Source organism: Micromonospora sp. DT228, assembly GCF_049841595.1.
In the GTDB taxonomy this organism is placed as follows: Bacteria; Actinomycetota; Actinomycetes; order Mycobacteriales; family Micromonosporaceae; genus Micromonospora.
This window is the reverse complement of the sequence record NZ_JBNCKO010000004.1, coordinates 366,878-380,048: the sequence shown is the minus strand read 5'-3', so window position 1 is coordinate 380,048 and position 13,171 is coordinate 366,878. Positions and strand designations below refer to the sequence as shown.

Here is a 13,171-nt window from a genome sequence, read left to right as displayed (position 1 = left end):
AGCGTCGGTCAACGCCAAGCCGGGGCGCGCGTCGGAGGACCGGTGGTCAGCCGGCCGGAGGCGCGAGGGAGCGGCGTCGGCGCAGGGGCATCGGAACGAGCGAGGGTTCGGCGGCGCCCCCGTCCAGGAGCAGCTCGACCGCTCGCCGCCCCATCTGCTCGTGCGGTAGCGCCGTGGTGGCCAGGCTCGGACGCAACCAGGCGGCGATCGGGTCGTCGTCGAACGAGATGACCGAGATGTCCTCGGGAACGGTCAGCCCCGCCTCGCCGAGCGCCTGGTAGGCGCCGAAGGCCAACCTGTCGTTCATGCAGATGATCGCGCTGGGTCGCTTCGGCTTGCTCAGCAGGCTGCGCATGGCGGCGTACCCGTGCTCGGGCAACCACTCGGTGCAGAAACACTCGGCCAGGAGGCCGACCTTCGCCTCGTCCAGCGTCTGCCGGATGCCGTGCAGGCGGGCGCTGGCGGCGAGCGAGACCTCCGGGTCGTCCTCCTTGAGCCGGTTGCGACCGATGAGCGCTATCGCGTCGCGGTGCCCAAGCTCCAGCAGGGCGGTGGCGACGGAGCGGCCGGCTCCCTCGTCGTCGGGGACCACGCTGGGCAGGCCGTCGGGGCTGGTGGCGTTGAGCAGCACCACCGGCCCACCGAGGATGGCCGCGGGTACCGTCAGCCGTCGGGTCGCCATCGCCGCGTAGATCACCCCGTCGACCTGCCGGTCCAGGACGGCCTCGATGGCGTACTGCTCGAAGGTGGCGTCGCCCTGCGTCTCGGTGATGAGCAGGACGTGGTCCCGTTCGCGGGCCGCGTCGAGGGCACCGCGGATGAGGTCGCCGGCGAACCGGGTGGTGGCCACGATGTCGGAGACGAACGCGATGGTGGCCGTCTTGCGGGTGCGCAGGCTGCGCGCGGCGAGGTTGGGCCGGTAGCCGAGTTCCTCGGCGGCGGCGAACACCCGCTGGTGCGCCTCGGCCGAGAGTCTGGTGCCCTCCCGGCCGTTGAGCACCATCGACGCCGCGGTCTTGGACAGCCCGGCTTTCTGCGCGACGTCGGCGAGTGTTGCTCTGTTGCGGCCCATCAGTCCTCCGAATCAGGCGCGGTGCCACAGGCGCCGCTCCCGCCCATCATGATGCGTCGCCGTCCGGGATCGAGCGCCGGTCACGTCGGCGTGGTGTGAACCCGACGTTTCCGCACCGTTGCCAAGTTGTCCTTGACAGCTCCCCGTGCCGCGCGCATGCTCTGCTAAATCAGTTTAGCGACCACTTCTGGTGCATCCAGAGGCCCCTTCGGTGGCCGTGCCGGGTTCTTTTCTGCTGACGGTACGGGTACTGCGCCTGGGCGACAGATCACGGCGTACGTGTCGTGGCGGCCACCCGGTCGCGGTGGTCCCGGTGGAGCCGTCGCGCGGCCATGGGTCGCGGGACGCGTGGTGATGTCGAGGAGTCATGAAATGGCAGAATTGCTGACAAAGTTTTCGCGACGGAGAACAGTGCTCCTCGCGTCGCTGCTGGCGGTCGGGATGGCCGCGACGGCCTGCAGCGCGCCGGGCGAGGACCGGTCGTCGACCCAGAAGTCCGATGCCGCCGTCAAGACGGAACTGGGCACCGACCCGATCACCCTGGACATGTACGCGGAGACCGGCTTCCCGCTGGCCAAGGCGCTGGCCGACGAGTTCTCCAAGCAGCACTCGAACGTCACGTTCAACATCCGTGAGGACCAGTTCACGGTGATCGTGGAGAACGCGCCCCGAGTGATGGCCTCGGACAACTCGCCCGACATCATCCGGCTCCCGACCATGGTCGACCTGGTCAAGGACGACCTGCTCAAGAACCTCGACCCGTACTTCACCGCGTACGGCTGGGACAAGTTCCCCGCCTCGCAGCTCATGCAGCTGCGCGTCGGCGAGAACACCCGGGGCACCGGCTCGCTGTACGGGATGGGGCTCGGCTACAGCGTCACCGGCGTCTTCTACAACAAGAAACTGGCCAGCCAGATCGGCATGACCCAGCCGCCGGCCACTGTCGCCGAGTTCGAGGAGCTGCTGGCGAAGGCGAAGACCAGCGGAGTCCAGCCGATCATGCAGTTCAACAAGAACACCGCGGGCATCAACTTCCCGCACCAGGCGCTACAGAACCAGTTCGGCGACCCGACCCAGGTCGCCGACTGGATCTTCCAGAAGCCGGCGGCCACGTTCGACACCCCGGCCGCACTGAAGGCCACCCAGACCATTCAGAAATGGGCCCAGGCCGGCTACTTCACCAAGGACGCCAACGCCCTGGACTACGCGGGCATGGTGGGGGAGTTCCAGAAGGGCAACGGCGTGTTCATGTTCAACGGCGACTGGGAGTCGGCCAACCTCGACAAGTCGATGCCCGGCAACGTGGGCTTCTTCCTCTTCCCCACCGAGTCTCCCGGTGCAAAGCACGTGGCGATGTCCGCCCCCAACACCTTCGGCGTCTCCGCCAAGGCCAAGAACCCGGACGCCGCCGCGTACTTCCTGAACTGGGTGCACACCAACGCCAAGGCCCGCGAGATCTCGGTGACCGTCGGCGGCTCCAGCCCCGGCGGCCCGAGTGACCTGCCGGTGCCGAGCGCCGCCCCGAACACCGTGCTGGCCGAAACCCTGAAGGCGTCGCAGCAGCTCGGCGTGGAGAACGGCGCCGTGGACTTCACCGCGAACGCGACCGGCGGCATCTTCGCCGCCGCGATCACGCCGGAGATGCAGAAGCTGATCGCCGGTCAGCAGACGCCCGAGGGGTACGTGAAGGCGGTCCAGGCCGAGTATCAGAAGGAACTGTCCCGATGACGTCTGCCCTCGGCAGCGCACCAACCGGGCGCGACGATCGTCGCGTCCGCCCCACCCCGACGCGGGCCCACCGATCCCGGTGGGCCCGCGCGGCCGGGACCGGCTGGTTGTACGTCCTGCCCGCCCTGGTGATGTACGCGGTGTTCGTCCTGCGCCCGCTCGCCCTGACGCTCCAGTACTCGCTCTACGACTGGAACGGCATCGGGATGGCCCGCTGGGTGGGCCTGGACAACTACCTCACCGTCTTCACCGACAGCGACCTGCTGAAAATCATCGGCAACGCGATGGTGCTGATCGTCTTCTTCAGCTTCATCCCCGTCGCGCTGGGGCTGTTGGTGGCGAGCATGGTTCGCCGGATCACCACCGGCGCGTTCGGCACCGTCGTCCGTACCATCCTCTTCCTGCCGCAGGTCATCCCCCTGGTGGCGGCGGGCATCGCGTGGAGTTGGCTGCTCTCGTCGAACGGTCTGGTCAACCAGGCGCTGCGCGCGGTCGGGCTGGGTGGCGTCGCCCGCGCCTGGCTCGGCGACTTCGACACGGCGCTGCCAGCCGTCGGCGTCATCGGGGCCTGGGTCCTGCTCGGCCTCTGCACGATCCTGCTGGTCACCGGCATGAGCAAGATCGATCCGGCGCTGTACGAGGCCGCCCGCCTCGACGGTGCCGGTCCGGTCCGCGAGTTCCTCGCCGTGACCCTGCCCAGCCTGCGCCAGGAGATCGGCGTCTGCCTCACCGTGACGATCATCGCGGCGCTGGCGAGCTTCGACATCGTCTACATCTCCACCAGCGGCGGCCCCGGCCTCCAGACCACGGTGCCGGGCCTGGAGATCTACCGGCTGGCCTTCTCGCAGCGGCAGGTCGGGCTGGCCTCGGCGCTCGCCGTCGTACTCATGCTGCTCGTGCTGGCGTGTGTGCTGCCGATCCAGCGCCTGAGCCGAGGGGACAAGCAGTGAACCTGAGCCGACGCGAACAGTTGACCGGCCGAGTCTTCCTGATCGCCCTGATCGTCGTCACCCTGCTGCCGTTCGTGAGCATGCTCTCGGCGGCGTTGCAGCCCCGGGGCACAGTGCCCAGTGGGCTCGACTGGCCGTCCGATCCGCAGTGGGGCAACTTCGCCGACGCCTTCACCGCCGCGAACATGGGCGCCCTGCTCCGCTCCAGCCTGCTCATCGTGGCCGGTGTCGTACCGGTGTCGGTGCTCATCGCGACCATGGCCGGCTTCGGGCTCGGTCAGCTGCGGGTGCCCGGCGGCCGACTCGTCTTCGGTCTCTTCCTGCTGGGTCTGACCCTGCCGTTCGAGGCGGTGGTCACGCCGCTCTACTACCAGATGCAGGACCTCGGCCTGCTCAACACCCGTTGGGCCATCATCCTGCCGCTGATCGGGCTGTACATGCCGTTCGCGGTGTTCTGGATGCGGGCACACTTCACAAACGTGCCGGTCGAGTTGTCCGAGGCGGCCCGGGTGGACGGCAGCAGCACGTGGCAGTTGTTCTGGCGGGTCCAGGTGCCGCTCGCCCGGCCGGCGATCGCCTCGCTGACGATCCTGATGTTCCTCTGGACGTGGAACCAGTTCCTGCTCGCCATCGTCCTCGTGGACGACGCCACCAAACGCACCATGGCCGGGGCGCTCGGAGCGTTCCAGGGCCAGTGGGGCACCGACCTGGTGCTGCTGTGTGCCGGGTCGCTGCTGATCCTCACCCCGACCCTCATCGTGTTCCTGATCTTCCAGCGACAGTTCATCAAGGCCCTGATCCAAGGGTCAGTGAAGGGGTAGGCAGTGGTCACACAGCCGCAGATCCACGGCGACGTCGACGGTCGCTTCGGGCGCGTCGCCGACGTGTTCCGCGACAACTTCACCTCCCGGGGAGAGGTCGGCGCCGCGGTCACCGTCTACGTGCGCGGCAGCAAGGTCGTCGACCTGTACGGCGGGGTGGCCGACACCCGTACCGGGCGGCCCTGGGACGCGCAAACGCCGGTCGTCGTCTTCTCCTGCACCAAGGGGATCCTGGCGATCTGCGCCTACCTGCTGGCCCAACAGGGCCGGCTCGACCTCGACGCTCCCGTGACGCGCTACTGGCCGGCGTTCGGACAGCACGGCAAGGCGGACATCCCGGTGCGCTGGCTGCTCACGCACCAGGCCGGTCTGCCCGCCGTGGACCGACCGCTGACCCTCGACGAGGTGCTGGCGTGGGATCCGGTCATCAAGGCGATCGAGGCGCAGGCCCCGCTGTGGGAGCCGGGCACGGCGCACGGCTACCACTCGATGACCTACGGCTGGCTGGTCGGAGAGGTGATCCACCGCATCACCGGCCAACTGCCCGGCGCGTTCTTCGCCGACACCGTCGCGGGCCCGCTCGGCCTGCACACCTGGCTGGGGCTCCCGGCCGCCGAGAGCGACACCGTCGCCTGGGGCCTGGCCCCGCCCCCGGACCCCGACCCGTTCGTGGACCCGGTCGCCGAACGGGGCATCACCATGGGTGGCGCATTCGCCTTCCCCGCCGACGCCGACGGCCTGGTGAGCTTCAACGACGACACCATCCGGGCCGCCGGTGTCCCCGGCGCGGGCGCGGTGAGCACCGCCGAGGGCCTCGCACGCCTCTACGCCGCCTGCGTGTCGGAACTCCACCGTGGACCGCTGCTCACGGCGGCGTCGGTGGACGACGCGGTGGTGGTCCGTTCGCGTGGTCAGCAGCGGCACGGGCCGCCGGACACCGGGCAACGCTGGGGCACCGGCTTCCTGCTGCACTCGCCACCGGCCCGGCCCCTGCTGGGTGAGCGCAGCTTCGGCCACGACGGCGCGGGCGGGAACCTGGCCTTCGCCGACGCCGAGCATCAGGTGGGCTTCGGCTACGTGGTCAACCAGATGCGCGGGATGGGCGACGAGCGCGCCAATCTGCTCACCGCCGCCGTCCGCGCCTGCCTGGACGACTGAGGCGACCGGGCCCAGCGCGGCTCCGGTGATCATGAAGTTGTTGCCATTAATCACGGGGCGCGTCGGCGCAACAACTTCATGATCACCGTGGTTCGGAACTCACGTCACCGGTTCCGATCTCCCGGAGCACTGCAAAAAACCTGCAAGCGCTAACCCTTGCCTTCGGGGAAACCGCTTTCCTACCATTGCGTTACATCGATGTCTTATTCCTGGATCGGGTCATCGCGCATCGATCAACGTGGCCGGGGCGCGCCGTTTGGGCGGCCAACCCCGCGCTGGTCAGGGCCGGGCAGCCCTCGGCAATTGACTTTCGTCAATGCAGCGTCTCCTTGATCGCACAGAGTGCGGTCGGGCGACCGCCGCGCTCCGGCGATGGACCTGACGAATGCGAAGGTGAGGCGAAATGAGACGACCAGTCGCATTGCGACTTCAGGCAGCACTGGCCACGGCGGCCGTCGGGGTCGCCATCGGGGTGGCTCTGCCGACGCCCCAGGCGTCGGCGGCGGTCGGCAGCGCCACCGGCTATGCCACCCAGAACGGCGGGACCACCGGCGGCGCGGGCGGCCAGACCGTACGGGCCACCACCGGCACCGCGATCCACGCGGCGCTGTGCGGTCGTCCCAGCAGCGGCACCCCGATCACCATCGAGGTCACCGGGACCATCAACCACGGCAACACCAGCAAGGTGTCGGGGTCGAGCTGCAACACGGCCGACGGTGTGATCGAACTCAAGCAGATCAGCAACGTCACCATCATCGGAGTCGGCAGCGGCGCGCTGTTCGACCAGCTCGGCATCCACATCCGGGACTCCAGCAACATCATCATCCAGAACGTGACGGTCCGGAACGTCAAGAAGTCCGGCTCGCCCACCTCCAACGGTGGAGACGCCATCGGCATGGAGAGCACGGTCCGCAACGTCTGGGTCGACCACGTCAACCTGGAGGCCTCGGGCGGGGAGTCGCAGGGGTACGACGGTCTCTTCGACATGAAGGACAACACCCAGTACGTCACCCTGTCCTACAGCGTCCTGCGCAACTCCGGGCGCGGAGGCCTCGTCGGGTCCAGTGAGAGTGACCTCTCGAACAGCTTCATCACCTACCACCACAACCTGTACGAGAACATCGACTCCCGGACGCCGCTGCTGCGCGGCGGCACGGCCCACATCTACAACAACCACTACGTGAGCCTTCGCGAGTCGGGTATCAACTCCCGGGCCGGGGCGAAGGCGAAGGTGGAGAACAACTACTTCCGCAATTCCAAGGACGTGCTGGGCACCTTCTACACCGACCAGCGCGGCTACTGGCAGGTGAGCGGCAACATCTTCGACAACGTCACCTGGTCCGGCGCCGGCAGCGAGAACTACCCCGCCGGCCCCAACCCGACGTCCAACACCACTGTCACCATCCCGTATCCGTACAGCCTCGACGGGGCGAGTTGCGTACCGGAGATCGTCCGGCAGACGGTGGGCGCCAACACGGGCCTGCGGGTGTCGAACGGCAGTTGCTCACCGCAGAGCCCGCCGCCGACCACGGCTCCGCCGACGAGCGCCCCGCCGACCACGCCGCCGCCCACCACGCCCCCGCCGAGTGGGCCCAACCTCAGCCTCGGCGCTGGTGCCGACGGATCCAGCAAGGCCAGCGGGACCAGCTACGGCAACGTGCGGGACGGCAACATCGGCACCTACTGGTCGCCGGCCGGAGCGACGGGCACCATCTCGATCAAGTGGGGTTCCGCGACCCGGGTGTCCCGAGTGGTCATCCGCGAGCCGTCGGGGACCCAGGGCTCCATCGGGGCCTGGCAGCTCGTCAACAACGACAACGGGGCTGTCCTGGCCGCCGGCAGCGGGGCAGGTTCCATCACCTTCTCCTCGACCGCTCTGACCAAGATCAACTTCAGGATCAACAGCTCCAGCGGTACGCCGCGGGTCGGCGAGTTCGAGACGTACGCCAGCTAGCGGTTCTGTCCCTGGGCGGGAGCGGCGGAACCTGTCGCTCCCGCCCAGGCGCGAGCACGCCTCGGCGGGTGGTCAAGCTCTGCTCGGTCTCCCAGAAGATCTTCGAGATCTCCTCGATCTTCGGGCGCCGGCGGGCGCTCACCGGAGACTGCTCACCCCCAGCGCCAGGCGGGCCAGCAGCGCGTCCAGGGGCAGGTCCGCCGCGCTGGGCACCACCAGGTCCGCGGCCGTGAATCGGGCGTGGTCCGCGTGGCGGTTCGGCACGGCAACGCAGCGGAGCCCAGCGGCCTGTGCCGCCGCCACGCCGTGCGCGGTGTCCTCGAACGCGACCGCCTGATTCGCGGGCAGCCCGAGCCGATCCAGCGCCAGCAGGTAGACCGCTGGATCCGGTTTGTGGGCGGGCACCTCCTCGCCGGTCGCCAGCACCTCGAACCGCGCCCGCAGCCCCGCCTGGTCCAGTAGCGCGCCCACATGCGTGATCGGGGAACTGCTCGCCACGGCGAGCCGCAACCCCAACTCCGCGGCCCGGTCCAACCACCCCAGGATGCCGGGCGCGGGCGTCAGCGCCGCATTCAGCTCTGCCCGGTACGCCATCCGCAGTGTGTGGCTGGACGTGCGGTCGTACGCCGGCCCGATCGCCGCTTCGAGCGCCGCATACCGAGCCTCGTTCGCGTCGCCACCGTGGTCGGCGAAGAAGCCCGTCGGGTCGAGCCGCAGGCCGTGCCGCCGCCACTCCCAACGCCAGCTCTCCAGCAGCGTGGTCTCCGTGTCCATCAGCAGACCGTCGAAGTCGAAGATCAGGGCTTTGGTCGTCACGGTGGCCAGTATCCCGGTGCTGGTTTCGGCCACGTCCTGTGGCCGAAGATTGTCGCGCTCGGGCTTCGGCTCTCGTGCCGTGGCCGTCGGGCCGACGGTCACCGCTGGTGGTGAATGAGAGCCAGGAGGGCGCCGTGCGTCCGCTCGTCGGCGGCGACGACAAGACCCTTCCCGCCGGGGTGAACCGGCCCGCCGTCGATCCCGGTGACCACACAACCGGCAGCCTGACCGAGGGCGATTCCGGCCGCGAAGTGGACGCTGTCGCAGAGGTGCTCGCCATCGGTGACATAGCCGGCGCGCCGACCGGCGGCCACCCAGGCCACGGCCAGCGTGGTGGAGACGACACGTGGGCGGAACTGTTCGATGAACCCCTCGTCCGCGAGCATCCGGGCGGCCAGGAAGACGTGCCGGTGGGGAAACGGCGGGTCGAGATTGACGTCGACGAGTCGTGACTCGGCCGACGGGGTGAGCGGCTCGTCGACGCCACCACGCCTGGCGTACGCGGCGGTGCCGTCGGTCCAGAACACCTCGTCGGTGAACGGGTCAGCCGAGGCGGCCACGGAGACGCGTGCCCCGGCCCGCAGAGCGACGTTGACCGAGGTCAGCATGGTCCGCACGGCATAGTTCAACGTTCCGCACAACGGGTCGACCAGCCACGTACGTCCGTTCCCGCCGACGCCGGTGCGCCCGCTCTCCTCTGCCAGCACGGCGTCCTGCGGGCGTCCGACGCGCAGGACGTCGAGGATCGCCTTCTCGGCCTCGACGTCCGCCGTGGTGGCGAAGTCGTCCGCGGTCTTCACGAAGCGTGCCAGCGATGAGCCGTACTGCGCGCGGACGACAGCGGCTCCGGCTTCCGCCGCCGCGATGGCCAGTGCGTGATCGGTGATTGACATGTCCGACATGATGCCGCCCGCCCGCACAACGGGCGGGCGGGCGGCATCGCAGGCACATCAGCAATCGCAGTCTGGCGGCACGATGTAGAAGAAGACACTGCCCGTGGTCGCCCGGTACGTGGCGGTGCCGGACCAGGAGAACTCGTACTGGAACTGCGGGTAGGTGCTGGCGTCCATGGCCGGCGGCGAGTCGCGGTAGGAGAAGGTGCCGTCGGCGGCGGTGGTCACGCTCGGGAGGGTGACCGAGGAGCCGTCCGGGCCGATCCGCTGCACGGTCAGCTTCAACCGCCCGCTGATCGACTCGCCGTTGAGACCCGTGACCTTGCCCTCGATGACCGCCTGCTGCCCGTTGAGCAGGGTGCGGTCGGGAGAGGTGGCCTCGACGAACGACGGCTGTTTCTGCACGGTGACGGAGATGGCGCCGGTGGTCCTGCGATGGGTGGAGTTGCCGTCCCAGGCCACGGTGTAGGTCACCGGCCCCGTCCTGCCCACGGTGTCGTCGAAACCGAACCCGCACGAGGCGTCGGTGGTGACGTCCGGCAGTCGCGTCGCCGCACCGCCGTTGATCCGCCGGCTCACGTGCACCACTGTCGGGCCCTGGCACGCGCCGACGTCGTAGGTCACGGCACCGGTGACCCGCACCGGCACCCCGATGTACGCGGGCTCCGCCACCTGCCCGGCGATGTGCGAGTCCGCGGATGTCACCGCGACCTCGTGGCTGGCGGACGGCGACGCGTACACGGAGTCGCCGTGCCAGGTGACGGTGTAGACGTACCGGCCGCCCTGGCTGGGTGTGTCGAGGACGGTGAAGGCGCCACGGCTGTCGGTGCTGACGTTCGGCAGTTGCTCGACGGCGCCGTCGAGGCGGTTGTTCCAGATCGTCCGGGTCACCGCCAGGGTCTGTGGCTGCTCCGGAGCCTTGCCGTCGAGGCCCAGGACGCCGGAGAGCGAGAGCCGGCTGCCGTCCCTGCCGTTGCTCGGTCCGCCGAGGGTGAGCGTCGCGGTGCGGCCGTCGACCGGGACGGTTACCGAGGCGGTGCCGCGTTGATAGTCCGCGGTCGGATTCCAGTAGACGTCATAGCGGATCTGACCACTCAGCGGGGGGACGTCGGTGAGGGTGAAGGTGCCGTCGGCCGCGGTGGTGACCGAGAGGGTGGCCCAGGTCCCGTCCGGAATCGTGCGGGTGACCTGCAGCTCCTGCACCCCCGCAGCGGCGCCGTCGGCCAGGGTGAGCCGGCCGGTGATGCGCAGCGGGTCGAGCGCGGTCCCGGAGGCGGGCGCGCTCAGGGAGATGGCGGACGCCGGAAGCGTCGCGTCAGCCACTCGCCAGAGCCAGAAACTCTCGGCCCCCTCCATGACCGCGAAGGCGTCGTTGCCGAGGAAGCTCACGGCACCACCCACCAGGTAACCCCTCTCGGCGTTGGCGGTGTTGACCACCGTGCCGTTGGCGGTGTCGTGGATCACCAGCGCTGGGCCGTCAGCGGAGCGGTGGCCGGCGGCGAGGTGTCGGCCGTCCGAGCTGAACGCCGCCGCCGTCGCCCAGGCCGAGGAGGAGTCGCCATAGCGGCGCACCTCGGCGAGGGTGGTGGTGTCGTACGCGAAGTGCAAGAAATCCGCACCCCAGGCGACGACCAGCAGCGAGCCGTCCGGGGTCAGCGCCAGGTCGTTGAGAGTGGGCACCTCGATCGTGCCGCGCTCGGTCGCCTGCTGACCGTCGACGGAGTAGACGTGAACCACTGACGAATGTAAATCGGTCTCGCCGAGGGCCAGCACGCCACCGGCCACGGCGACGGCCGGCGCACCGAACGTGTTGTCGATGATGCCGACCATGGTGGGGGTGGCCGCGGCGACGTCCAGGGTCAGCGCTCCGCCCTCGTGGACGCTTTCGCAGCCGTAGCCGACCCAGAGCCGACTGCCGGAGAGCGCGAGGTGCCGGGGGCAGCGCCGACCAACGTCGATCTTGCGGGTGACCTTCGCGGTGCTCGTGTCGATCTCCGCCACCTCGCCGCTGTCGTACAGCGCCACGTAGAGGCGGTCTCCGCCGGGCGTGCTGGCGAGGCCGTTCGCGCCGGCAAGCCCCGTCACCGTGTCGGTGATGGCGCCTGTCGCGTCGGCGACGATCACCCGGTCCGTCGCGGACACGAAGACCCGGCCGCCGCCGGCAGCGGTGTCGGCGACGTCGGTGACGTCTGGCAGGAGCGTCATGGTGTCAGCGGAAGCGCTGGGTGGGGCCGCGGCGAAGGCCGGCCCGGCCACGCCGACCGCGGCGGCGGCGACCAGGGTCGCCACGGCGGTCACGCCCGCGATCCGGCGCGGTAGTGCGGCGCGCGCCCGTGCGAATGATTGTCGGTGCAGCATCGATGTCCCCCGTCTGGGGCGTCAGGTCGGCACCCCGCAGGGGATCATGGCTGGCCCCTCCGACGGGAATCCACCCGCCTTCGCCAGGCGGCCGGACATCTTCACATGTCGATAACTGCGACATTGTGCGTGCCGCACCTCGCGGCGATGGGCGGGTGACGGTCAGGAGACCGCCGCCCGCACCAGCTCGCCGACCCTCTTCTCCACGGCGGGGCTCCACTTCTGTAGGGCGTACGCCACCGGCCACAGGTCGCCGTCGTCGAGGTTTGCCGCGTCCTGGAAGCCCAGGGTGGAGTAGCGGTAGTTGAACTTGCCGGAGTCCTGGAAGAAGACGACGATCTTGCCGTCGGCGTTCGCGTACGCGGGCATCCCGTACCAGGTCTTCGGGGACAACTCGGGAGCGGCGGCGGTCACCGCCACATGGACGCGCTCGGCGAGCGCACGGTCGTCCGGCTCCATCTGCGCGATCCGGTCGAGGAGCGCCTGGAGCCCGTCGGCCTTCTTCGCGCCCTTCTTGCCCTCGGCGCGCAACTCGGCGGCGCGCTCCTGCATCGCGGCCCGCTCCTCGGCGCTGAAACCGTCGGACGTGGTCGTGGTGGTCTTCGCGGACATGCGCGGGCTCCCTCTCGATCAGGTGCGGCACCATGCCGCGACCTGGGAAAAGGTTAGGCCGGACGACACCGGCCGGGCTTCTCGATTCCTGATCGGTTATGCCGAGGCTCGGGCGGCGGCAATGGTCCGTCCACGCTCGGAGTCTCCGAAGCGGTCGAGCATGGCCCGCACCTCGTCGGCGCTGACGTTGGCACCGAACAACTCACTGCCGGGTTCGAGTCGTACGCCCTCGGCCAGGGGGCCGGCGACGACCGGATCGAAGCCGAGCGCGTCCACCAGAGTCGCGACCGTGGCGAGGTCCGTGACGTCGTCGCCGGCGATCGCGATGGCCTTGCGGTCCGGCGTTCTCCTCGGCCGCGACCCGTCCTCGAGATCGTGGTAGCCCATGTGGTTGAACGCCTTGACGACGCGGGAGCCGGGCAGGAACGCCTGGACGATCTCGCTCGACGAGGTGCGCGCGTCGGTGAGGTCGTCGCGGATGCCGTCGATCTCCCACCAGTAGTTCATCGCGTCGACGACGAGCTTGCCGCGCAGCGCCTCGGCGGGAACGCTGCGGTACTTACCCAGCGGCAGGGCGAGGATCACGATGTCGGCGGCGGCCACCGCGTCGACAGCCGTGGTGGCCGCCGCTCCCGGAGCGAGCACCTCGACGGTGAGGGCGATCTTCGCCGGGTCGCCGGAGCCGGCGACCAGCACCCGGTAGCCGGCGGCGACGGCGAGCCGAGCGAGCACCGTGCCCACCTTGCCGGCCCCGAGCACGCCAAGGGTCTGGGGTCGGTCGTTGTCGAACATGTCGTCCTCTCGGTTCT

Annotated in this window: 11 protein-coding genes; 5 read left to right on the top strand and 6 right to left on the bottom strand. The window is 69.6% G+C overall.

All coding sequences use genetic code 11. The annotated features are described in order from the left end of the window. Positions 1-46: 46 nt before the first annotated feature. Positions 47-1,072, bottom strand: coding sequence for a LacI family DNA-binding transcriptional regulator (locus ACLQ29_RS11185; RefSeq protein ID WP_425771534.1), 1,026 nt, complete (start codon positions 1,070-1,072; stop codon positions 47-49). 411 nt (positions 1,073-1,483) lie between these two features. Between ACLQ29_RS11185 and ACLQ29_RS11180 the strand changes: the two genes are divergently transcribed. The 5 genes from ACLQ29_RS11180 to ACLQ29_RS11160 all read left to right on the top strand — a co-directional run bounded on the left by ACLQ29_RS11180 (position 1,484) and on the right by ACLQ29_RS11160 (position 7,683). Continuing rightward, complete coding sequence (locus ACLQ29_RS11180) at positions 1,484-2,800, top strand: ABC transporter substrate-binding protein (RefSeq protein ID WP_425771533.1); 1,317 nt, start codon at positions 1,484-1,486, stop codon at positions 2,798-2,800. Then, positions 2,797-3,750, top strand: coding sequence for a carbohydrate ABC transporter permease (locus ACLQ29_RS11175; RefSeq protein WP_425771532.1), 954 nt, complete (start codon positions 2,797-2,799; stop codon positions 3,748-3,750). Before ACLQ29_RS11180 ends, ACLQ29_RS11175 begins: the two co-directional genes overlap by 4 nt. Further along, the gene (locus tag ACLQ29_RS11170) at positions 3,747-4,571 is read left to right on the top strand and encodes a carbohydrate ABC transporter permease (RefSeq protein ID WP_112585274.1); all 825 of its coding nucleotides are present in this window, start codon (positions 3,747-3,749) and stop codon (positions 4,569-4,571) included. The genes ACLQ29_RS11175 and ACLQ29_RS11170 overlap by 4 nt, the downstream gene beginning before the upstream one ends. Positions 4,572-4,574: 3 nt before the next feature. After that, positions 4,575-5,729 carry a serine hydrolase domain-containing protein gene (locus ACLQ29_RS11165; protein ID WP_425771531.1) on the top strand — a complete coding sequence of 385 codons (1,155 nt, stop codon included), beginning with the start codon at positions 4,575-4,577 and terminating at the stop codon, positions 5,727-5,729. A 403-nt stretch (positions 5,730-6,132) separates the two neighbouring features. After that, complete coding sequence (locus ACLQ29_RS11160; protein ID WP_425771530.1) at positions 6,133-7,683, top strand: pectate lyase family protein; 1,551 nt, start codon at positions 6,133-6,135, stop codon at positions 7,681-7,683. A gap of 138 nt (positions 7,684-7,821) precedes the next feature. Here the strand turns inward: ACLQ29_RS11160 and ACLQ29_RS11155 are convergent, their stop codons facing one another. The 5 genes from ACLQ29_RS11155 to ACLQ29_RS11135 all read right to left on the bottom strand — a co-directional run bounded on the left by ACLQ29_RS11155 (position 7,822) and on the right by ACLQ29_RS11135 (position 13,154). Next, positions 7,822-8,499, bottom strand: a complete 678-nt coding sequence (locus ACLQ29_RS11155; protein ID WP_425771529.1) for an HAD family hydrolase — start codon at positions 8,497-8,499, stop codon at positions 7,822-7,824. Positions 8,500-8,597: 98 nt separating this feature from the next. Next, positions 8,598-9,392: an inositol monophosphatase family protein gene (locus ACLQ29_RS11150; protein WP_425771528.1), complete on the bottom strand. Its 795-nt coding sequence runs from the start codon at positions 9,390-9,392 to the stop codon at positions 8,598-8,600. A 57-nt stretch (positions 9,393-9,449) separates the two neighbouring features. After that, entirely contained in the window at positions 9,450-11,690 is a 2,241-nt protein-coding gene (locus ACLQ29_RS11145; protein WP_425771527.1) for a YncE family protein, read from the bottom strand. Between the two features lie 222 nt (positions 11,691-11,912). Continuing rightward, entirely contained in the window at positions 11,913-12,362 is a 450-nt protein-coding gene (locus ACLQ29_RS11140; RefSeq protein ID WP_425771526.1) for an iron chaperone, read from the bottom strand. Between the two features lie 96 nt (positions 12,363-12,458). Then, the gene (locus ACLQ29_RS11135; RefSeq protein ID WP_425771525.1) at positions 12,459-13,154 is read right to left on the bottom strand and encodes an NADPH-dependent F420 reductase; all 696 of its coding nucleotides are present in this window, start codon (positions 13,152-13,154) and stop codon (positions 12,459-12,461) included. Between the last annotated feature and the right edge of the window lie 17 nt (positions 13,155-13,171).

What these genes read in the sequence shown, in the direction of transcription:
- ACLQ29_RS11185 (WP_425771534.1), bottom strand. Translation starts at nt 1,072, where the DNA reads ATGGGCCGCAACAGAGCAACACTCGCCGACGTCGCGCAGAAAGCCGGG.
- ACLQ29_RS11175 (WP_425771532.1), top strand. Translation starts at nt 2,797, where the DNA reads ATGACGTCTGCCCTCGGCAGCGCACCAACCGGGCGCGACGATCGTCGC.
- ACLQ29_RS11160 (WP_425771530.1), top strand. Translation starts at nt 6,133, where the DNA reads ATGAGACGACCAGTCGCATTGCGACTTCAGGCAGCACTGGCCACGGCG.
- ACLQ29_RS11150 (WP_425771528.1), bottom strand. Translation starts at nt 9,392, where the DNA reads ATGTCAATCACCGATCACGCACTGGCCATCGCGGCGGCGGAAGCCGGA.
- ACLQ29_RS11140 (WP_425771526.1), bottom strand. Translation starts at nt 12,362, where the DNA reads ATGTCCGCGAAGACCACCACGACCACGTCCGACGGTTTCAGCGCCGAG.
- ACLQ29_RS11135 (WP_425771525.1), bottom strand. Translation starts at nt 13,154, where the DNA reads ATGTTCGACAACGACCGACCCCAGACCCTTGGCGTGCTCGGGGCCGGC.